General features: G+C 33.2%; 21 protein-coding genes. 6 read left to right on the forward strand and 15 right to left on the reverse strand.

All coding sequences use genetic code 11. The annotated features are described in order from the left end of the window. The first annotated feature begins 19 nt into the window (after window positions 1-19). The 4 genes from LO744_RS16715 to recO all read left to right on the forward strand — a co-directional run bounded on the left by LO744_RS16715 (window position 20) and on the right by recO (window position 4748). Window positions 20-775 carry a 5'-nucleotidase C-terminal domain-containing protein gene (locus tag LO744_RS16715; protein WP_230671398.1) on the forward strand — a complete coding sequence of 252 codons (756 nt, stop codon included), beginning with the start codon at window positions 20-22 and terminating at the stop codon, window positions 773-775. Next, on the forward strand, window positions 775-1725 hold the full coding sequence (locus tag LO744_RS16720; protein ID WP_230671400.1) for a bifunctional metallophosphatase/5'-nucleotidase: 951 nt from the start codon (window positions 775-777) through the stop codon (window positions 1723-1725). Before LO744_RS16715 ends, LO744_RS16720 begins: the two co-directional genes overlap by 1 nt. Window positions 1726-1812: 87 nt before the next feature. Next, window positions 1813-4062, forward strand: a complete 2250-nt coding sequence (gene porZ, locus LO744_RS16725; RefSeq protein WP_230671402.1) for a type IX secretion system anionic LPS delivery protein PorZ — start codon at window positions 1813-1815, stop codon at window positions 4060-4062. Further along, a complete protein-coding gene (gene recO / locus LO744_RS16730) occupies window positions 4062-4748 on the forward strand; it encodes a DNA repair protein RecO (RefSeq protein WP_230671404.1) in 687 nt (228 codons plus the stop codon). The genes porZ and recO overlap by 1 nt, the downstream gene beginning before the upstream one ends. 1 nt (window position 4749) lies before the next feature. Here the strand turns inward: recO and LO744_RS16735 are convergent, their stop codons facing one another. The 6 genes from LO744_RS16735 to LO744_RS16760 all read right to left on the reverse strand — a co-directional run bounded on the left by LO744_RS16735 (window position 4750) and on the right by LO744_RS16760 (window position 10026). After that, a complete protein-coding gene (locus tag LO744_RS16735) occupies window positions 4750-5559 on the reverse strand; it encodes a glucose 1-dehydrogenase (RefSeq protein ID WP_230671406.1) in 810 nt (269 codons plus the stop codon). 67 nt (window positions 5560-5626) lie between these two features. After that, entirely contained in the window at window positions 5627-6112 is a 486-nt protein-coding gene (locus LO744_RS16740; RefSeq protein ID WP_230671408.1) for a GNAT family N-acetyltransferase, read from the reverse strand. 3 nt (window positions 6113-6115) lie between these two features. Further along, the gene (locus LO744_RS16745; RefSeq protein WP_230671410.1) at window positions 6116-6787 is read right to left on the reverse strand and encodes a DUF1684 domain-containing protein; all 672 of its coding nucleotides are present in this window, start codon (window positions 6785-6787) and stop codon (window positions 6116-6118) included. A gap of 18 nt (window positions 6788-6805) precedes the next feature. Continuing rightward, the gene (locus LO744_RS16750) at window positions 6806-7198 is read right to left on the reverse strand and encodes a hypothetical protein (RefSeq protein WP_230671412.1); all 393 of its coding nucleotides are present in this window, start codon (window positions 7196-7198) and stop codon (window positions 6806-6808) included. Between the two features lie 75 nt (window positions 7199-7273). Continuing rightward, window positions 7274-8779, reverse strand: a complete 1506-nt coding sequence (gene mqo, locus LO744_RS16755) for a malate dehydrogenase (quinone) (protein ID WP_230671414.1) — start codon at window positions 8777-8779, stop codon at window positions 7274-7276. Window positions 8780-8985: 206 nt separating this feature from the next. Continuing rightward, a complete protein-coding gene (locus tag LO744_RS16760; protein ID WP_230671416.1) occupies window positions 8986-10026 on the reverse strand; it encodes an NAD(P)H-dependent glycerol-3-phosphate dehydrogenase in 1041 nt (346 codons plus the stop codon). A 224-nt stretch (window positions 10027-10250) separates the two neighbouring features. Here LO744_RS16760 and LO744_RS16765 point away from each other — a divergent pair, with 224 nt between their 5' ends. Next, window positions 10251-11264, forward strand: a complete 1014-nt coding sequence (locus tag LO744_RS16765) for a M23 family metallopeptidase (RefSeq protein ID WP_230671418.1) — start codon at window positions 10251-10253, stop codon at window positions 11262-11264. A gap of 130 nt (window positions 11265-11394) precedes the next feature. Here LO744_RS16765 and LO744_RS16770 read toward each other — a convergent pair whose 3' ends face one another. The 6 genes from LO744_RS16770 to LO744_RS16795 all read right to left on the reverse strand — a co-directional run bounded on the left by LO744_RS16770 (window position 11395) and on the right by LO744_RS16795 (window position 16252). Beyond that, window positions 11395-12045, reverse strand: a complete 651-nt coding sequence (locus LO744_RS16770) for an NAD(P)-dependent oxidoreductase (protein WP_230671420.1) — start codon at window positions 12043-12045, stop codon at window positions 11395-11397. 58 nt (window positions 12046-12103) lie between these two features. Next, on the reverse strand, window positions 12104-12514 hold the full coding sequence (locus LO744_RS16775) for an Rrf2 family transcriptional regulator (protein WP_230671422.1): 411 nt from the start codon (window positions 12512-12514) through the stop codon (window positions 12104-12106). A 67-nt stretch (window positions 12515-12581) separates the two neighbouring features. Then, window positions 12582-14048, reverse strand: a complete 1467-nt coding sequence (locus LO744_RS16780) for a class A beta-lactamase-related serine hydrolase (RefSeq protein ID WP_230671424.1) — start codon at window positions 14046-14048, stop codon at window positions 12582-12584. A gap of 85 nt (window positions 14049-14133) precedes the next feature. Then, the gene (locus LO744_RS16785) at window positions 14134-14712 is read right to left on the reverse strand and encodes a helix-turn-helix domain-containing protein (RefSeq protein WP_230671426.1); all 579 of its coding nucleotides are present in this window, start codon (window positions 14710-14712) and stop codon (window positions 14134-14136) included. Between the two features lie 52 nt (window positions 14713-14764). Further along, the gene (locus tag LO744_RS16790) at window positions 14765-15715 is read right to left on the reverse strand and encodes a hypothetical protein (RefSeq protein ID WP_230671428.1); all 951 of its coding nucleotides are present in this window, start codon (window positions 15713-15715) and stop codon (window positions 14765-14767) included. A 102-nt stretch (window positions 15716-15817) separates the two neighbouring features. Continuing rightward, window positions 15818-16252: an FKBP-type peptidyl-prolyl cis-trans isomerase gene (locus LO744_RS16795; RefSeq protein WP_230671430.1), complete on the reverse strand. Its 435-nt coding sequence runs from the start codon at window positions 16250-16252 to the stop codon at window positions 15818-15820. 231 nt (window positions 16253-16483) lie between these two features. Between LO744_RS16795 and LO744_RS16800 the strand changes: the two genes are divergently transcribed. Continuing rightward, the gene (locus LO744_RS16800; RefSeq protein WP_230671431.1) at window positions 16484-17485 is read left to right on the forward strand and encodes a catalase family protein; all 1002 of its coding nucleotides are present in this window, start codon (window positions 16484-16486) and stop codon (window positions 17483-17485) included. Window positions 17486-17581: 96 nt separating this feature from the next. On the opposite strand, the gene LO744_RS16805 is transcribed toward LO744_RS16800, so the two are convergent. The 3 genes from LO744_RS16805 to LO744_RS16815 form a co-directional block, all read right to left on the reverse strand. Further along, entirely contained in the window at window positions 17582-18613 is a 1032-nt protein-coding gene (locus LO744_RS16805; RefSeq protein WP_230671433.1) for a TerC/Alx family metal homeostasis membrane protein, read from the reverse strand. Window positions 18614-18718: 105 nt separating this feature from the next. Further along, on the reverse strand, window positions 18719-19330 hold the full coding sequence (locus LO744_RS16810; RefSeq protein WP_230671435.1) for a TerD family protein: 612 nt from the start codon (window positions 19328-19330) through the stop codon (window positions 18719-18721). 206 nt (window positions 19331-19536) lie between these two features. Beyond that, window positions 19537-20484, reverse strand: coding sequence for a hypothetical protein (locus tag LO744_RS16815; RefSeq protein WP_230671437.1), 948 nt, complete (start codon window positions 20482-20484; stop codon window positions 19537-19539). Window positions 20485-20489 lie beyond the last annotated feature (5 nt).

A 20489-nucleotide genomic window follows, 5' to 3' on the forward strand; every position in this document is an offset into this window, starting at 1 on the left:
GCATATACTTAAAGATATTATGCAAAATAAATTCTTATTGCTAGGAATTGCCTTGTTATCACTTACAGCCTGTAAAACGACATCGTTACAGGTTGCCAATGTGCAGACACAAAAGAATATTTCTATTAATAAAGAGCTGAAGGACGATGAAGATTTTGCGAAATTTATCGAGCCTTACACTCTGAAACTCAACAAAGAGATGAATCAAAAAATCTCTTACACCAATGTAGACCTTACAAAAGAAGGCGACAATAGCAATCTGGGAAACCTTTTGGCTGATTATACTTTTGACGGAGCAGATGTTTGGGTAAAAGCAAATCTCAATAAAAATGTAGATGCTGCGTTAATCAATATTGGCGGAATCCGTACCACAATTGGAAAAGGAGATATTCTTCTGAAAAATGTTTTTGAAGTAATGCCTTTTGAAAATGAAGTAATCATTGTAAAAATGAAAGGTTCAGATGTACAGGGATTGTTTGATTACTATGCAAAAACTCAGGTAAACAATCCGGTTTCTCATTTGTATATCGAAACAAATAACGGACAATTAACCAAAAAATTGATTAACGGAAAAGCTGTAAATCCGGCTCAGGATTATTATATTGCTACTTCTGATTATCTTGCTTTGGGTGGTGATAATATGAAATTTTTCAGCAAAGGAGAATCGATTCCCACAGGAATTAAATTAAGAGACTTGTTTGTTGATTATTTTAAGAAAAATGCTGAAATCAATCCGAAAGAAGATATTCGCTTAAATTTTATTGGGAAGAAATAATGAATAGAAAGAGTTTTTTAAAAACGATAGGTGGCGGAACTTTAGCAATGTCTTTAGCTCCCAATTTGATGATGGCGGAAGAATTGAGTTTAAATTCATTTAAATCTGCCCATAAATTAACGATTCTTCACACCAACGACCAACACAGCAGAATAGAACCTTTTGACGAAAGCTATACCAAAAATCCTAATCAGGGAGGTTTTGCAAGAAGAGCAAGTTTAATACAAAAAATAAGAAGTGAGGAAAGCAATCTTTTGTTGCTTGATTCAGGAGATATTTTTCAGGGAACACCCTATTTCAACTTTTTCGGAGGTGAATTGGAATTTAAACTGATGTCGATGATGAAATATGACGCATCAACAATGGGAAATCATGATTTTGACAATGGTCTGGATGGATTTTTAAAAGTTTTGCCTAATGCAGAGTTTCCTTTTATCTGTTCGAATTATGATTTTAAAAATACCATTCTCGACGGAAAAACTTCGCAGTATAAAATATTCAACAAAAACGGCATCAAAGTAGGGATTTTCGGTGTAGGTATTCAGCTTGAAGGTTTAGTAGGCAAGAAACAATACGGAGAAACGGTATGGTCTGCCCCTATTGATGTGGCTCAACATTATTCTAATTTTCTGAAAAATGAGAAAAAATGTGACCTCGTTATTTGCCTTTCTCACATCGGATATGACTACAAAGACGAGCCCGAAAAAATAAGTGATAAAATTTTAGCTTCAAAAACAGAAAATATTGACTTAATTTTGGGAGGTCACACGCATACTTTTTTACCAGAACCTCAGACTTTTAAAAACAGACAGGGGAAAAACGTTTTGGTAAACCAAGTAGGTTGGGCCGGCCTTCTTTTAGGCAGAATAGATTTCTTTTTTGATTCAAATAAAAATATAAAACAGATTTCTTGGAACAACCAGGCAATCGACAGCAGTATAATAGTATAATATGAAATCGCCATGATTTGGAGATCCAAATCATAATAAAGATAAGGCGATTGCATATGACCTTTAAAAAATGTTAGATATCTACATATGAAAAAAATCTCATTACTTTCTTTTGGTATTTTCGCATCGTTGCAGCTTGTAAATGCGCAGAGTATTTCTTCAAAAAAATGGGCAGACTTGTTTTCTTACAACAATGTTTTGGCGATGAAAGAAGATAACGGAAAAATCGTTGCCGCCACAGAAAACGGGATTTTTTATTATACGATTTCTTCAGGAGAAATTACCAAACTGTCAAAAGCCAATGGTCTTCATGATGTAAAAATTTCTGCTTTTGATTACAACCCACAAACTAAGATTGGTTTGGTAGGTTACCAAAACGGAGCTTTAGATATTATTACTCCTCAAGGTGTAACGTATGTGGTAGATATCCCTATTGCTACTGGCTATAATGGAAGCAAAAAAATCAATCACATTTCTATTACCGGAGACAAAGCAGTCGTTTCTGTAGGCTATGGAGTTTCTATTTTTGATTTAAAAAAGAAAGAATTTGCCGATTCTGTATTCTTTATTAACGGAGGTGTTTTTCAAGCCAGTAATGAAGCTACTATTTTAGGAAATAAAGTTTTTGCTGCAACCAATACAGGATTGAAAACCCATGAAATGAATACTACTTTTCCTGTGTTTACAACTTGGGTAACAGAAATGCCCGGAAACTTCACCAATATTGATTCGGAATCAGTTTTAGCATTTTCATCAGCAACTACAACGTATATTTACAATAACGGAACATCAACTCCTATCGCTCAACTCTTTGGAGGCATCAATGATGTGGTTGTAAATTCAAACAATATCATCATTACAGACGGCAGCAGAATTTACACCTACAACACCAATGGAAATTTTGGAGGTAGCACAAGTGTAGGAGAAAGCTGTAATACGGCGACAACAATTGGCTCTAAAGTATATGGCGGGACTAGACTTTCTGGAGTTAAAACCGATGATAATATAGCCTACAAACCAGATGGGCCTTATTTTAACTATGCTTATAAGATTAGATTATTTAATGATAATCAGCTTTTAGTTTCTACAGGAATTAGAGCAAATGGATATAATGAGCCACAAAATAACCCTAGAAATCCTGGTTTTTATTATTTCACAGGTACTGAGTGGATTTATTCATCATACTTTACAGGAAGTACAAATACTTTCAATGTTATAGATGCTTTTTCAGATCCTGCAAATCCTGGAGATGTATTCTTTACAAATTATGTTTTTAGTTCAAATTATGGTGTTTACAAGATGAAATACAATTCATCTTCTAAAGATTTTGACTTTGTAAAACGTTATACAATGGGTTCAGGCACAGGATCCATAAGACGTCCTGTTGGTTTTACATCCGATGATCAAAACAATATATTTGGTACATTAGCTTATTCTGGTCCTATCTCAGCTTTAGCTTTTTACGACAGAGCAACCGATGATTTTTTAGTAAAAGATTTAAGCACTAGTGCAGGGATACAATTTCCTGTATTCAACAGTGATTTACTTTGGATTCCTATTCCAAGAACTGCCAACTTTTTAGTGTACGACACAAAAAAAACGGCAACTTTTACCGATGATACACAATACTATTTAGATCAGACAAATGACCTTCCAGCAAATACAATTTCTTTTGCAATGGATAAATCTGGAGATGCCTGGATAGGAACTGAAGGAGGATTAAGAATTTTGCCTAATGCAGCTGCCGAAATAAAAAACGACCCTACACTAGAACCTATTGTAATTGAACAGGGCGGATTGGCTGAAGAACTTTTCAGAGATGCTACAATTCTACATATTGAAGTAGATGGTGGAAATCAAAAATGGGTATCTGTAGAAGATGGAGGTGTTTATTATCTATCTGCATCAGGTGAACAAACGATTAAACATTTTACAAAAGATAACTCGCCACTTCCTACGAATACCATTACTGACATTAAAGTTGATAAAAAGACTGGTAAGGTTTATTTTGTAACTTTTGACGGAATTGTTACTTACCAAGGCGATGTTGCAGACGTTACCTCAAACTTTGGTAATGTTTTGGTGTATCCTAATCCGGTTGTATATTCACAGTTTAAAGGAAATGTAACTATTAAAGGATTAGCTGAAAAAACAAATATCAGAATTGTAGATGCTGCAGGAAATCTTGTACACTCTGCGATTGCAAGAACAGGATATTATGAATGGAATCTTAACAACCAAAAAGGTAAAAGAGTGGCTTCCGGGATTTATTTTGTATTGATGACCAACGAAGACGGTTCAGATAAAGCTACAGCAAAAATAGCGGTAGTCAATTAATGATTTCACAAAACGGATTTTTACTTTCCTATATAAAATATGGAGAAAACGATGCTGTTCTCCATTGTTTTACCGAAGAAGATGGTTTTCAAACTTATTTCCTCAAAGGAATTTACAGTAAAAAGAATAAGAAAAAAGCTTTTTTAATCCCTTTAAACAAGCTTCATTTTTTAGTCAATTCAGGAAAAAGCAGTGGAATTCAAACGGTTTCAAAATTAGAAATTGTAGAAGCAAATGATGTTTATACAGACATTAAAGCCAATACAGTTATATTTTTCATTGCTGATTTTTTGAATCAAATTTTAAGAAACGAAAATAAAAATCCGAATCTCTTTCAGATCATTGATGAGTTTATCTTTGAGCTTGGTCAGCAAAATTACCGGTCTCATCTTATTTTTTTGGTTAAAATTTTAAAAATCCAGGGTGTTGCTCCACTTTTAACAGAAGGAAATTATCTTAATGCAGAAACTGGTACTTTTTCAAATGAAGGAAGCCATCATTTATTCGACAGTGAAAATTCTTTGTTGTGGAAATTAATTTTATCCTCACAAAATCCTTACGAAATAAAAATTCCGCAGGTTATGAGAAAATCCTTTCTGGATAGTTTGTTAGTGTATTATCATTATCACATTACTGATTTTAAAACACCCAATTCGCTCGAGGTTATTCAGCAGATTTTTGAATAAATCAGCCACCGTTTGAAAAACTTTCCAGACTTGTCATACCGCCGTCAATGAAAATACTCGTTCCCGAAATATAATCGGTTAAGTCGCTTGCTAAAAAAACTGCTAAATTTCCAACATCTTCAGGTTGGCCAATTCTGTTATATGGAATTAATTTCATTAAATCATTCATTGCTTCCGGAGTTTCCCATGCTTCTTTATTGATTGGTGTCTGAATTGCACCCGGACAAATAGAATTAACCCTAATTTTATCTGCGCCATACTCCTGAGCTAAAGTCTGCATCAGCATTTTTATCGCACCTTTACTTGCCGCATAATTTGCATGCCCTGCCCAAGGAATAATTTCGTGTACCGAACTGATATGAATGATTTTGCCACAGGCAACAGAACGTGTTGTATCAATTCCACGGCGAAGAAATTCTTTGATAGCTTCTCTGGAACACAAAAACTGACCGCGAAGATTAACTCCCATCAACGTATCCCACTCTTCAACAGTCATGTCTATAAATTTGGCATCTTTCTGAATTCCGGCATTATTAATTAAAATATCAACCGTTCCATATTCTGAAACAACATCTGCAAACATTTTAACAACTTCAGTTTCTTTAGAAACATCGCATTGATAAACCATTCCGTCGCCGCCATTTTTTTTGATTTCTTCTAAAACTTTTTGAGCTTCATCTTTAGATTTTTCAGATGAATGGTTGATGATGACTTTTGCTCCAGCTGAAGCGATAGATTTTGCAATTCCGGTTCCGATTCCGCTTGATGCGCCAGTGATTATGGCAACCTGATTTCTTAATGAAACTTCCATATTTTGATTTTAATGATGTTTTAAACCAATTGAAAGTATCACGCCAAACTCAAATTATACTTTTAATTTATTCTAAAGTTTTAGACATTACAAATTGTGGTCCGCTTCTTCCAGCTATCTTTTTACCGTCATAAACATATCCCCTTTTTGCATAAATCTGAAATGCAAAATCATTCCTTTCATTGACGGATAAGACAATTTCATTACAATCTTTAAAATGTTCTTTAATAAAATCATCCAATATAATCATCACAGATTTACCAATCCCTTTTCCCTGAAATTCAGGATTTACAGATAATGAACGAAGCAAAACAGAGTCTTGATTATCAGTTAATTCAAATTTATCATTTCCAAAATCTAACACACAAAATCCGGCCGCTTTTTCATCAAAAAAAATAGTAATCGGATAAGCAAAAAAATCGTCATTTTGGTTTCTTATTTCAATTCTCTTTAATGCTTGGTTTGGTAAAGATGAAAACTGCGCCTGAATTTTATCAAGCTCATAATTTAATTCAGATAAATCTTTTGTTTTAAAAAACTGTAAATTAACCATAGTTTAATGATGATAAATATCGTCATACATGACTCCTGCTTTTATTTCAACAGGAAGTTTATTTTCTTCGGGAACAATCGGGCAATTGTAATCATAAGCATTGTAAGCGCAGAAAGGCTGATAAGATTGATTAAAATCTAACACAATCGTATTTCCTTTCGGAATTTTCAAATCCATATACTTTCCACCACCGTAAGTCTCTTTTTGATTGGTTTCATCTCTGAAAGGCAAGAAAAGATGGTCTTTATATTTTTCCATTTTCATTAAATCTAAACTTTGATAAATCGTTAAAGTATAAGATTTTCCGTCGAGTAAAAAAGTAGCTTTTCCATATTCCTGATACAATTTTGATTTTCCTGAAGAAGTTGGTAAATCAAAAGGTTTAGGGTTTTCATTTTTAACAAAATCAGCGGTAACTCGATATTTTAAATCAATAGGAAAGAAAGGATGTTGTTTAAAATTTGTATAATTATCTCCTCGCAAAGGTGTTTCTTTTTTGTCTAGATATTCTTTGTTCAAATCTTTTTGAAATTTCTCAATTTCAAGCTTTACAGAATTTGAATTTTTATCAACAATAGTTTTCGCTTCAGATTTCTTAACATCTGAAAGCTTCTTTTTCTGCGAAAACATAAAAAAAGGGAGAACAACAAAAAGAATAAGAATTATTTTCTTCATTTTAGGTTTAATTTAAATCTAGTCAGAAATTTTGATACGGTAAATATCCGATGAATTTCTTTTAATTGACTTCACAAAAAAACCACCTTCTTCCGGAATTTCTTCTTTAAAATCAAAGCTTTTACAATCTTTTGGTAACCCTGAGAAAACCAACGTAAACCAAAAATCTTTCATAAATGGAACTACCGTCCAATTGGGATAAATGGTGATATTTTCTGCGTGAATCAATTTACTTTTGTGGCTCGAAGTATTATCGATAAGATGAGTTGTATTCCAAATTCTGATTAAATTCCCTAAAAATGGTGATGCCGGAAAACAGCAATGTACAATTACCTGCTTTTCTTCTTCAATTTTTGTTTGAAGAGATTCAAGAATTTCTTTTGCAATTATCGGTTTTGAAATAACTTCCATCTTTTTTATGAGTAATAGGTAATGAGTAATGTGAAACTGCAAAATTACTTATTACCTATTACTTATCACTTATATTTAATGTTTGAGTTCTAATTTTTCTTTGCTATAGGCTCGGGTTTTATTTGCCAATTCAGGATTTTCGGATAATTTTTGTCCATATGAAGGAATCATTTCCAGCAATTTATCTTTCCATTCTCCATTGAATTTTTCAGGAAAACATTTTTCTAACACATTCAACATGGCAAAAACTGCAGTAGATGCTCCCGGAGAAGCTCCTAAAAGAGAAGCAATTGTTCCTTTATCATTCACGACAACCTCGGTTCCAAATTCTAATTTACCTCCTAACTTATCGTCTTTTTTAATAATTTGTACGCGTTGTCCTGCAACTTTTAGTTCCCAGTCTTCTTCTTTTGCATCTTTCACAAACTCTCTCAAATGCTGCATTCTCTGAGCTTTTGTCATTGCTACTTGCTGAACCAGATATTTAGTCAGAGGAATATTATGCCACCAAGCTCCGAATAATGAGCGAAGATTTTTGGTATTGACACTTTCCGGTAAATCCAGATAACTGCCTTCTTTCAAAAATTTAGTAGAGAAACCAGCAAAAGGACCGAAAAGCAAAGCTTTTTCACCATCGATAATTCTTAAATCTAAATGTGGAACAGACATCGGCGGTGCATCCACGGTTGCTTGGGTATACACTTTTGCCTGATGCTGTGCTACCAATTCCTGATTATGGGTAACTAACCATTGTCCGGAAACGGGAAAACCACCATATCCTTCACTTTCTTTAATATCTGAGCTGTCGAGCAACGGCAATGCGTAGCCTCCTGCTCCTATAAAAACAAAATCTGCAATAACTTCCTGTTTATGGTTATTGATACGGTCTTTTACTTTCATTTCCCATGTACCGTCTTCTCTGGGAGAGATGTCTTTTACTTCATGATACAAGAAAACTTCCACATGAGAATCTTCTACAAGATGGCGTCCCATTTTTCGGGTAAGGGTACCAAAATTCACATCGGTTCCGAGTTCCATTTTTGTGGCTGCCAAAACTTCAGACTGATTTCTTTTGCTCATTACCAAAGGCAGCCATTCTCTTAAAGTATCATGATTGTTAGAAAACTCCATTTCGGAAAACAGAGGCGAATTTGTTAATGCCTGATGTCTTTTCTGAAGATATTCTGCATCTTTTTCACCAAAAACCAAGCTCATATGCGCACAAGAATTGATAAATTCCTGAGGATTATGAATATAATTTTTATCAACCAAATAAGACCAAAACTGTTTTGAAATCTCAAACTGTTCTGCGATTTTTTCAGCTTTAGAAATATCTATACTTCCGTCTTCTTTTTCGGGTGTATAATTGAGTTCACAAAATGCAGAATGCCCTGTTCCTGCATTGTTCCATGCAGCGGTACTTTCTTTGGCAAATCTTCCTAATCTTTCAAAAATTGCGATATCCAAATTAGGGTCAAATTCGTGAAGTAAAGTGGCTAGTGTTACACTCATAATTCCGCCTCCTATAAGCACAATATCATATTTTGGCTTGGGCGTTCTATTGGTAATTGCGTGTGGCATTGTGTGAATTTTAATACGAATTTCGGGAAAAGTTTTAGATTAAAATAAGATTTAAGTATTTAATTCAGTGCCGAAAACAAAATTATTACCAGCCCAGTGAAGACGATGGAAATTATCAATTTTAAATAATAGAGGTGATATATTTAACAAAAAAAACACCAATGAAAAATCATTGATGTTTAAGATATTTTTTACTGAATTTATTTTTAATTCAGTTTTGTCGTTAGTTTTTTAAACTGCTTTTCAGCATTTTTACCTTCATACAAGATTCCATAAATGGTATCAATAATTGGTAATTCTAATTTTTTCTGCTTTCCTGTTTTGTAAATAGAATCTGCAGCATAATATCCTTCAGCAACCATATTCATCGATTGAATTGCAGATTTTACGGTATATCCTTTTCCGATAAGGTTTCCTAAGTTTCTGTTTCTTGAGAATAATGAATAAGCCGTAACCAGTAAATCTCCCAAATAAGCACTTTCGTTAACATCTCTCGGAGCTTCATAAATTGCTTCGAGGAAAGTTTCCATCTCTCTAATTGCATTTGAAACAAAAACAGCCGTAAAGTTATCTCCATACCCCAAACCGCTTGCAATACCTGCTCCGATGGCGAAAATATTTTTAAGAATCGCACTGTATTCGTTTCCTAAAATATCTTTACTTGAATTTACTTTAATAAAATCTGAATTGAAAATATTAACTAATTTTTCAGAAACTTCGTCTTCCACAGTGGCTACTGTAAGATAAGAAAGTCTTTCCATTGCAACCTCTTCAGCATGACAAGGTCCTGCAATAACTGCCTGATTTCTAAATCCTATCTGAAATTCTTCTTTCAGGTAATGTGCAACGACATCATTCACTTTCGGAATAATCCCTTTAATTGCCGAAACAAAAATTTTATCTTTATACTCGCATGTCATTTTATCTAAAGTATCTGAAAGATAAATAGATGGAGTCGCCAAAACAATAACATCACAAGCTGTAACCAGCTCATTGACATCAGTCGTTAGTTTTAAATTTTTAAGATTAAAATTAACTGCAGTAAGATAAGTAGGGTTGTGACCGCGCAGTTCAATTGCTCCTTTTACAAACTCATTTCTTACACACCAATGCACTGTTTTGCAATTTTCAACAAGCATTTTTACAATTGCAGTTGCAAAACTTCCGCTCCCTACAACGCCAACTGTAACGTCGTTTTTAGTCTTTTTAGAAGTAGAAGAATCTGAGTTGGTTTTCTTTTTTGCCATAATTGAAATGTGAACTGTAAATATATTAAAACCGAAAGATATCAAAACTTTATCTCACATAATATAAATCATTTTTGAAAACTTTAACATTCTCACACAATTAAATATCTAAAAATACGTTTATTACAAGAATTTATAAATTTTTGTTAAGAATAATGCTGAAAGTTTATTTTTACCTAAATTTGCATCCTTAAAACCTTTTTTAAATTCTAAGAGAAAGAAAAATGAAGAAATTTTTAGGCAGCAAAAAGAAAGTAACCGTTCTCATTGGAGGACTTTCACTTGTAGTTTTTGCACAAAGTATTTTCATTGCCAAATTGTTTTCGGAGAAAGATGACAAAAACTATGAGGTAAATTTGGTGAAAATAAATACAGAAAAAGACAGTGTTGATTATCTGAAAATGAAAACAGACCTAGGTTTAGTAGACCAAACGGTATCTCAATTGAATTCTTTTCTAAAATCAAAAGATATTAAGAACGAAAAATTGATGGTTCTTGATAATGATAGTATTTCAAACTCTATTTACCTGGCAAAACAATCAAACAGATACAGCCAATATCTAATGGACTTGCAGAAAAAACTAATGCAGGTACCTCTGGGAATGCCTACTGAAGGCTATATTTCATCCAACTTCGGAATCAGAAAAAACCCAATTCCTTTTAAAACCGTTTACGCATCTGTAAAACCAATTGCAGCTACTCCTACCGCGGTCGCAGCCACTTCAAAACCTGAAGTAAAAGCTGAACCCGTGGAAAAAATTATAGAAGTAACAGACAGCTACGGAAATAAGAGAGAAATAAAAGTAATGGTGACTCCCAAAACGGCAAGTACACCCTCTTCTGCTCCATTAAATTCTAGTGCTAAAAATGTTGCAGCTTCCAAAGCTCCCAATGAAAAGAACAATGCTCCTGCTGAAGCAGACCAAATGCAGTTTCACAAAGGTTTAGATATTGCAGTTGCTTTTGGCTCTGATGTTGTAGCCACTGCAGCCGGAACTGTAATTTTCTCAGGACAGAAAGGCGGTTACGGAAACTGCGTCATCGTCTCTCACGGAAATGGACTGGCTACCCTTTATGGTCACCTTTCACAATTGGTTGCAAAAAATAACGAAAAAGTAAAGGTTGGGCAAGTAATTGCAAAATCAGGAAATTCCGGGCGTTCTACGGGGCCACATTTACATTATGAAGTACACAAAAACAATGCTCCGGTAAACCCGAAGTTATTTATGAGTCTTTAAAATAATTAATTTATATATAAAAATCGGCAACACGAAATGTGTTGCCGATTTTTTTTGATTTGTTGGGTTGGTTGACATCGGATTTTATCCGATGCTTTGTTAAGTCGTCCCTTTGGGACTCTCTAAAGAATTAATAAGCTGCAGTAAATCTTTCACGGATGTGATTATTCTGCTCTAATTCATCTACCAAAACAACAGCAACATCTTCTACAGAAAGTACACTTCTTCCTTCTTCATTGAATACAGGATTTTCAAGGGCAGTTCTGTATTTTCCGGTTCTGATACCTGCTGTTCCAGGGTGCATTTCAATTGCTGGGCTGAAGAAAGTCCAGTCTAAGGTTGTATTTTCTTTAATTTTATTCAGATAATCTCTTGCAGCCGTAGCTCCTGGTTTAATATCTGCCGGAAAATCGGGTCCGTCAACCAATTGATTTCCATCAATAAATAAACTACCTGCGCCTCCAACAGTAATAAATCTTTTCACCCCTGACTTTTCAACTGCTTTTTCGATATTGATTGACCCATTTAAGAAATCATTGTAAAGATTAGGGTTCGTCCAACCAGCATTGAAAGTATTAATTACGGCATCATTTCCTTTTAGAGCTTCTGCTAAATCATCTACATTGTTTACATCAACGCTTTTTGCTTTTACATTGTCAGTTTCATTTACTTTCGTTACATCTCTAACGATTGCCTCTACTTCAAAACCTCTTTTTGCAAGTTCTTTCACTACTTGTGTTCCCACAAAACCTGTTGCACCGATTACTGCTACTTTTTTCATAATATTTTTATTTAAATTAATTGTAATAAATATTGTTACATTTTAAGTCAAAAAAATTTTAACCGAATTGTTCGGTAAATTCTTTCAAAGACTTATCTCCTAAAAACTTGCTAACCAATAAGTCTGTCTCTATAAAAAGTTGTCCTAACTGAGCATTAATATCTTTTCCAACAGGACAAGCAGGATTAGGATTCTGATTTTTCTTACCTAAAACATCCGAATTTTTTACTGCTGCATAAATTTCAGAAATACTGATTTCAGAAGCGTTTTTTGCCAACTGACTTCCTCCTACTTTACCTTTTCGGCTCATAATCAGCCCGGCTTCCTTTAAGACACCGATTTCTTTACGAACAATAACAGGATTTACATTAATACTACCTGCAAGCCAATCAGAAGTCATCCACTCTTGAGGAAATTTCGACAATAATGTCATAATATGTATTGCCGTAGCAAATCTTGTATTGTTCATAATTACTCTGCAAAGATATAAAAAATTTAATTGTAATAAAATTAATTACAATTAAATTTTATTACAATTATTTTGTCTCAATTGAAATAATCTTCTTTCCTACATTTCCCAAGTAATGGTTAACAAGAGGTTCATAAATTTTATATCCATTTTCAGCATTTGTAAAAATGATCAATCCTTTTTTTGTTTTTGGTAAAAGAAAAACAATAGTATTTACTCCTTTATCAGATCCTCCATGAGATAAGGCAATTTCGTTATTTCCAAGATCATAAATTTCAAATCCTAAACCGAAAAATTTATTTTTTTTGGTTTCAATCTGTTTAGTTTTCATTTCTTCGGCAATCTTTGATGACAACAAATCATTATTCAAAACACCAACTAAAAATTTCCCATAATCTTCTACAGAGGTTACTAAATCATCGGCTGCATTTGGAGTTTTATTTTTTACAATTTCATACGGCTTTCCGGAGTTATTGTAACCAAGTATCATTCTCTCAGAACACGTCTTTTCATTCCAGATATAACTTGTATCTTTCATATCTAAAGGCTGAAAAACAAGTTCTTTTGCCAATTCTTCAAGACTTTTATGAAATTTATTTTCAAGGGCTTTTCTCAGATACTCAAAACCTTCACCGGAATATTGATATTTTGTTCCGGGATCAAATTCGAAACGAAGTTTTTTATCATTATTCATCCATCTCCAATTCGGAAAACCTGTTTGATGGCTTAAAATTAATCTTGTGGTCAATTTTTTATATCTTGGGTCTTTAGCAATATCAGAATCGATAAAATATTTATCAAGCGGCTCATCTAGATTCCATTTTCCAAGACTTACCAAGCGTAAAACTGTTATTGCAGTGATTGGTTTGGTTAAAGAAGCAACATTAAAAAGGCTATTGTAAGAAGCAGAAGTTTTATCATTTAATTTTCCATAAACTTTTATTTCTGTCAATTTTCCATCTTCAATAATTCCTAAACCTAAAGTTGGAATGTTATTACTCTTTAGCAATTGTTCCAAATTATCGGTAAGTTTTGATTGCCTTGAATCTCCGTGATCATAACTTAAAATATCACTCATAATCCAATTACCGTCTTTTTTTGTCCAGACTGTTGTAAATTTCGCTTGCCCGCCTAAAATATCTTCTTTATTTTTTTCACGAATAAAAAACTGGTGTTCTCCAGACTGTATCGCACCGTATAATTCGCCGTTATTGTATAATGGAAAAACTTCCAGACTACTTTCAATAACTTTTCGAATTGGTTTTTGAGCTAGGTTTGAACAGATATTCTGTTTTGTTCTTTCCATGAATAATTTCTTGTCCTGAAACCCGCCATTATCGTGATAGAATTTTAGATTCTCATCTACCGATTTTTCAAGATATGCGAGGTCACAATTATTAAAACCCCGTTCAAAAAAAAGACTATCTTGTTTCTTTAATTCTACAAATAATGGTGAATTTTTATCGATTTGTGCATTGAAATTCCCGAAGAAAAAGAAGAGAATAAAAATGCTGATATTAGGTTTTTTAGGCATTGATTAATTTTTGACAAAGATTCAGAATAAACTGTATTTAAATCAAAAAAAGAACCCGACAAAAACCCGACAATCATCTGTGAATTTATATAATATTGAAATTCAACCTGTAACGAAGACTTCTTCTCTTATCAATTTCGTAAGCATTTCTCAGAATAATGTAAACATTTGCTAGAATTAAAAAAATCATCGTTACCATAACAGATTCCCGGCCTAATTTTAAGAGCACAATAATCATAAAAATAATCGGGGAAATAATGGCTACAAATATTTGAAGAGAAATAATCTGTTTTACAATATAAGACTTTTCTTTTGTGAAAAGCATAATCAATAATGGTGGTAGAAAATTAGCAATCGGAAGCCATGCTAAAGGAAGTGAAGAAAGATTAATTATCTTAATTAAACTAAAATTAAAAGGAGAATCGTTTTCTTTTTCTGTCACCAAAACTACTTCATCAACTGTAATTTCTTCTTTTATCATTTCTGAAATTAATAAATCCTTTTCAGGAACTTCAAGGCTTTTGGCCAAAGTTTTCAACGTATAACCTTTAGGAATTGTTCCAGCTTCAATTCTCTGAATTGTTCTTACTGAAATTCCCGATTTTTCAGCTAATTCTTCCTGAGTTAGATTTTTTGTCTCGCGGATTTTTTTTAATTCAGACATTATTTTGCGACTAGATTACGGCAAATTTACAGATTCAAACTTTTACACTGCTTTACAAAATCAATTTATCCAAATCTAAAAGCAGATAATTAATAGTCTGATTAATCGTACGGGTTGCCGATTGCATCTGATTAAGCATCGCCGCACGATTGTGAAGGTCACCAGCACGGTAAAAACCTCCATCTTTAAAAATCACAGATTGATTTGCTGCATTCTCGTCATCATCAAACTGATAGTGCAGCCACCTTTCTTTCATATTTGAAATAATAGAGTGCTTTTCTTTATTTGAAAACCTTTTTTCAGTATACATATACCAGATAAAAGGTGGAAAATTAGGAGATTCTAACTTCTCGTTCCAAATATCTCTCAATAAGTTTCTTTGATGTATAAATTCTACTTTTTTACCTTTAGGATTTAATGTTGCCAAACCAAAAGCAGCTCCCAAAGTACCTCCGGAAATATCAATCGCATTGCTCCATCCGTTATCACTTACAATCCCGCCAGCAATTGAGGTTACTGCTCCAGCTGCAATTGAGTATAAAATAAGTTTATTATTTCTCGAATCGTTTAGGTTATCTACATAGTTTCCAATTTGTGCAACACGCTCTCCTTCACAGTCAAATTCGGCGGCAACAGCATCTAATTCGGTCAGTGCAATGGTAATTTTACTGTTGATTTTCATCTTCAGCTGTAAAACTTTTACCTGAGAATGTAATGATGAATCTTTTTTTAGTTTTACAATTTCGTTCACTTCATCCAAATTATCCAAAGCATTTAAAACCAAAATACTCTGGTCAGAAAAAATACCTTTCAGTTGTTGATTGGCTGAAATAATAGAGTCAGAATTATAAGAGGGTACTTTATTTTCATAATTATACTTGAAAGGAGCTTTGCAATAGCTGTCTTTCAAAGTAAGAATATTCTGTTTAATGGCCTGGTTTTTCTTTGAAACACAGGATGTCAACACAATAAAAGCGGCAAAAATTGAGTATAGTTTTTTCATTAAAATTCATTTAAAACAAATATGAATCTTAATACTAAGATAGCACAAATAAAAAAATCCACCTGTAAACAGATGAATTTTAATTTATTTTTAATGGTCAGATTATTTAATCCCTAATAACTCCACTTGAAATACCAGTGTAGAATTAGGACCGATTTCTTTGCTAATCTGCTGGTCTCCATACGCTAAATGCGGAGGAATAATCAATCTCCACTTACTTCCTACAGGCATTAACTGAAGCGCTTCTGTCCATCCTTTGATTACTTTATTTAACGGAAATGAAGCTGGTGTTCCTCTCTTTACCGAGCTGTCGAAAACTTTTCCGGCAATTGTTGTTCCGTGGTAATGACACTTTACCATTGATTTTGGGCCAGGTTTAGGACCATCTCCTTCAGTCATGATTTCATACTGTAATCCGCTTGGTAATTGTACTACGCTTTCTCTTTTACCGTATTCAAACATATATTCCTGACCGTCTTTCAGGTTTTTTTCTGCCAATTCCTTTTTTTTCTTAAATAACAAATCTGCTACTCCCATATTTTTTTTACAAAGATAAGGATTAATAGTTGGAAGCGGGATGATGGAAGCCAGAAGTCGATTTTTGACTTGAATGAAGTTGGAAATAAATCAAAACACCCAGCTTCCAGCATCAAACATCCAACATTTGATATCGCTTCAAATTACATCAATAAAAACGTTAAAAAATGTTTAACATTCTCGTAACGTAAAAATAAAAACTTGGCGTTATCATTGAATTTTAAAAACTATATGCCAAAACCGTTACGATATAATAAGAACTTTGAAAAACTCAGCTATGAGGAAAAACAACTCTTGGAAGAAACCAAAAAGAGCATTGTAGATTTTGTGGAATATTCGTCTACGATAAGTGACGTGAATTATGCTACAAGAAACGCCCATGCAAAAACCTATGCTATTCTGAAAGGAGTATTTATCATCAACAAAGATATTCCGCAAGACTTAAAATCTGTTTTTGACAGCGAGCAGTATGAGATTACCGCAAGATTATCTAATGCACATCTGAAAATCAATAAAAGTAAAAAAGAGATTCCTGCTTACGGTTTTTCTATTAAAATAAAAGATGATTCGGGAAAAACGATTTCTAATTATCCGTTAGTCAATTTCCCCTTGTTTCCTGTGAATTCTGTTTCTGTGTTTTTGAAGCTTTTTACTTCGCTCAACCGGTTTTTTATTAAAAAATGGACCCATTTATTTTCAGTTGTAAAGCAGATTTACAAGGTTATTCCTTTCACTTTAAACCCATCATTTTTGAAAAATGTCTGGAAACTTCTTTTAAACAAAAATAATTTCATCCTTTCTTTTGATTTTCATTCTGTGGGAGCATATCGATTTGATGATAAAATGATTAAGATAAAAGTAAGTCCTAAAAACGTGGATAAAAATTTTGGCAAAAAGCAATCTGTAAAAGATGCCGTTGAAGTTTTTTTCAGAACTCGCGACTTTGCAGCAGATGTTTATATTCAGTTTTGCTATAACCTAAAAGACCAACCTATCAATAAGCTGAATGTAGAATGGAAAAACTCACCTTTCATCAAAATCGGAGAAATTAAAATTGAAAAAAACTCACTACTCAATCCTAAAAGTTGCGAGAATGAGCTTCTCTCTTTCAACCCTTTTGATAGTGCTGAAATCTTTCAGCCAGTCGGAAAAATTCAGAAACTCAGAGATGAAGCCTATAAAGTTTCGTTACAGACAAGAAAGAAGATTAATAAGCTGTTGAAATATAAATAAAGTTAATGGTTAATGGTTAATGGTTAATGGTTAAATATAGGAAATAAAAAAGGCTTTACGATTTGTAAAGCCTTATGTGTATTCATTTTATTTTAACTATCCTTTTACTTCATCATCTTTCTTATCTGGAAAAATGACTGAGATAAGTACCGAAAGTAGTAAAACACCACCTACAATCCCTAAAGAAACAGGAGATGAGATATGATACCAAGGTGCAATTAACATCTTAACACCGATAAATGCTAAAATAAATGCTAGACCATATGGTAACTTGCTGAACATGTGAATGAAGTTTGCCAACAAGAAATATAAAGATCTTAATCCTAAAATTGCAAAAATATTTGAGGTATAAAGAATGAAGGGATCTTTTGAAATTGCAAAAATAGCAGGGATAGAATCTACTGCAAAAAGTACATCTGTAAACTCAATTACCGCTACAACTACCAAAAGAGGTGTTGCCATTTTGATTCCGTTTTGAACGGTAAAAAACTTGTCACCATCATAGTTATCTGAAACTTTCCAGAAGCTCTTAATCAATTTTGCACCTGCAGTATCGCTGTAATCTTCATCTTCATCGTCTCCGCCGTCACCCCAAGATTTGATTCCTGCATAAATAAGGAATAAACCAAAAAGTGTCATCACTACATTGATTCTTACTAGATGTCCTAAAATATCCATCTCAGGTAAATACGTTAAATCAATCAATTCAACTCCTGCAAAAATAAAGATAGCTCTGAAAATCAGTGCTCCAATAATTCCCCAGAATAAAACTTTGTGATGTAAGAATTTTGGAACTTTAAAGAAACCAAAAACCAATATAAATACGAAGAGGTTATCTACGGAAAGTGCTTTCTCAATCCAGTATGCTGCCTGATACTGTGTAAATTTCTCTACTGCTATGGCGTGACTTTCTGGCGTACCATCTGTATTGAAAACCCAGTACACAACTCCGGAAAACACCATAGATAGCGAGATCCATACTATAGACCAGATTGTAGCTTCTTTTGACGAAACCTCATGACTTTTTTTATTAAATACTCCCAAATCGAGAAGCAACATGATAACGACCGTTATCGCAAACCCCCACACCAAACCAGGGTGCAGTTCTAAAATATTGTATTTTTCCACTTTAAAATTGTTTATTATATGATAAAAGCAATAGCCGTAAATATACAGCTATTGCTAATGATTGTCGTCTAAAATAATACTATTCCAGACATTATTTTATAATTTTTACAAATATTTCTCTTGAACAGTCTTTACGGTCTGCTCCAGTTTTTTATCTGAAGTAGCATCTCCGATTGCATTGAATTTCCATTCACCGTTTCTCTTGTAGAAAACTCCCATTACCATAGATACATGTCCGCTGAAAGATTTATCATTGGCAATATCATATTTAGCAAAAACTTCTTTTACGTTAGTTGGAGTTCCTTCATAAATTCTGATTGATGCAAAAGGAATCGTTCCGAAATCCTGACCTCTGTAGCTGTGTAAAACCATTGCTACATGCTCAACAGCAGGATCTAAATTAGAAAAATCTACTGTGATTACTTCATTATCTAAGCCATCATCTCCATTCACATCACCAGTTAAATCGTCACCACTATGTTTTACAGAACCGTTTTTAGATTTTAGGTTTCCGAAATAAATTACTTCCGTTGCATTTTTGTTTGAATCATATAAAATACAGCTTCCATCTAAGTCTACTGCCTCTTTTGAAGTTCCACCGAAGAAGTTTTTTTTCTCGATAGCCCCCCAATTGATTCCAACGCAAGCCTGGGAAAGCGTCGTTCCGTTTTCTTTGGTAAGGTTTATTCTCTGACCTTTTTGTAAGTTAATAGCCATTCTTTCTTTTTGTTTAGTTATTTTTTGAATCTTTACAGTAATAAATTTAAACGCAGAGTTCGCAAAGATTTTTTTTAAAATTCTATCTGCATATTTTTCGTTCGCAAAGGCGTTTGACTTCGTCGAATCTAAGATTTCACTCAGCCAAGAAAATTTATATACTTTAAAATATATAGTAGAAAATAAACTTTTTACTTTTTACTTTTTTAATTATTTAAGTTTAAATTAAGCATTGCTCGAAGAATATTTGTTTCTTCGTTTACATCAAATATTTTACTCATAATATCAACGCTTTCAATATTTTTGAGATAATCTTTTAAAACCATTACGACATCTTGTGGAAGTTCTTTTTTCCTAAATTCCATCGTTTCGGTGAGGTCTTCGTTTTTTCTTTTCAGCTGATTGATGATAGAAATCTGACTCGATTCGTTTTCATCAGTATTTAATGATGCTAAATCTTCATCATCAATTAAATACATTTTCTTTTCTTCTACATTAAAGATAAAATGCTCATCAGACTGAAAAATCTTAAACAACTCATATTCATCTCTTTCAACACGATATCCGCAGACAAAACGTACTTTAAAATTCTGAATATTGAGTTTCCCCAACAATTTTTTTTCAATACAATACTCCTGATACTGGTAAAACGGAACAGACTGAGGTTTTAATTTGCTCTCATCAAAATCTGTTCTGTAAAACTCGGCTGCATATTTTTTATGAAAATATAAAACGTCATTCCAGTTGAGTGTTGCTCTATTTTCTGTGAGATCTTTGTAGAGATTTCTCAGATGTTCAGAAAAAATTCCGCTGTAGATTTTTCTGTCGGTTTCAAAACTATCATTCTTTTTTTCTTCGAAAGAAGCAATATATCGGTTGTTGATATTAATTTCGTTAATTACAGCCAGTAAATCGTTTTCCTTTTTCTTTTTTATTTTGGTCAACAATTCGATTAAGCTGTCGGTATATTGCAGATGAAAAAGTTCTAATTTATTGAAATCTAATGTCTGATTTTCGTTGAATAAATTATGTATAATATCTGTCTTGATATAAATCGCAATGATATCAACATTTTCAAAGAAATTAGCCAGAAGTTTAAGCCTTGTTAATCTTCTTTTGCTTTGAGACATTATGATTGCAACCTCCTCATTCACCTTTT

This window comes from Chryseobacterium turcicum (assembly GCF_021010565.1).
GTDB classification, from domain to species: Bacteria; Bacteroidota; Bacteroidia; order Flavobacteriales; family Weeksellaceae; genus Chryseobacterium; species Chryseobacterium turcicum.

What these genes read in the sequence shown, in the direction of transcription:
- LO744_RS16715 (WP_230671398.1), top strand. Translation starts at nt 20, where the DNA reads ATGCAAAATAAATTCTTATTGCTAGGAATTGCCTTGTTATCACTTACA.
- LO744_RS16720 (WP_230671400.1), top strand. Translation starts at nt 775, where the DNA reads ATGAATAGAAAGAGTTTTTTAAAAACGATAGGTGGCGGAACTTTAGCA.
- porZ (WP_230671402.1), top strand. Translation starts at nt 1,813, where the DNA reads ATGAAAAAAATCTCATTACTTTCTTTTGGTATTTTCGCATCGTTGCAG.
- recO (WP_230671404.1), top strand. Translation starts at nt 4,062, where the DNA reads ATGATTTCACAAAACGGATTTTTACTTTCCTATATAAAATATGGAGAA.
- LO744_RS16735 (WP_230671406.1), bottom strand. Translation starts at nt 5,559, where the DNA reads ATGGAAGTTTCATTAAGAAATCAGGTTGCCATAATCACTGGCGCATCA.
- LO744_RS16740 (WP_230671408.1), bottom strand. Translation starts at nt 6,112, where the DNA reads ATGGTTAATTTACAGTTTTTTAAAACAAAAGATTTATCTGAATTAAAT.
- LO744_RS16745 (WP_230671410.1), bottom strand. Translation starts at nt 6,787, where the DNA reads ATGAAGAAAATAATTCTTATTCTTTTTGTTGTTCTCCCTTTTTTTATG.
- LO744_RS16750 (WP_230671412.1), bottom strand. Translation starts at nt 7,198, where the DNA reads ATGGAAGTTATTTCAAAACCGATAATTGCAAAAGAAATTCTTGAATCT.
- mqo (WP_230671414.1), bottom strand. Translation starts at nt 8,779, where the DNA reads ATGCCACACGCAATTACCAATAGAACGCCCAAGCCAAAATATGATATT.
- LO744_RS16760 (WP_230671416.1), bottom strand. Translation starts at nt 10,026, where the DNA reads ATGGCAAAAAAGAAAACCAACTCAGATTCTTCTACTTCTAAAAAGACT.
- LO744_RS16765 (WP_230671418.1), top strand. Translation starts at nt 10,251, where the DNA reads ATGAAGAAATTTTTAGGCAGCAAAAAGAAAGTAACCGTTCTCATTGGA.
- LO744_RS16770 (WP_230671420.1), bottom strand. Translation starts at nt 12,045, where the DNA reads ATGAAAAAAGTAGCAGTAATCGGTGCAACAGGTTTTGTGGGAACACAA.
- LO744_RS16775 (WP_230671422.1), bottom strand. Translation starts at nt 12,514, where the DNA reads ATGAACAATACAAGATTTGCTACGGCAATACATATTATGACATTATTG.
- LO744_RS16780 (WP_230671424.1), bottom strand. Translation starts at nt 14,048, where the DNA reads ATGCCTAAAAAACCTAATATCAGCATTTTTATTCTCTTCTTTTTCTTC.
- LO744_RS16785 (WP_230671426.1), bottom strand. Translation starts at nt 14,712, where the DNA reads ATGTCTGAATTAAAAAAAATCCGCGAGACAAAAAATCTAACTCAGGAA.
- LO744_RS16790 (WP_230671428.1), bottom strand. Translation starts at nt 15,715, where the DNA reads ATGAAAAAACTATACTCAATTTTTGCCGCTTTTATTGTGTTGACATCC.
- LO744_RS16795 (WP_230671430.1), bottom strand. Translation starts at nt 16,252, where the DNA reads ATGGGAGTAGCAGATTTGTTATTTAAGAAAAAAAAGGAATTGGCAGAA.
- LO744_RS16800 (WP_230671431.1), top strand. Translation starts at nt 16,484, where the DNA reads ATGCCAAAACCGTTACGATATAATAAGAACTTTGAAAAACTCAGCTAT.
- LO744_RS16810 (WP_230671435.1), bottom strand. Translation starts at nt 19,330, where the DNA reads ATGGCTATTAACTTACAAAAAGGTCAGAGAATAAACCTTACCAAAGAA.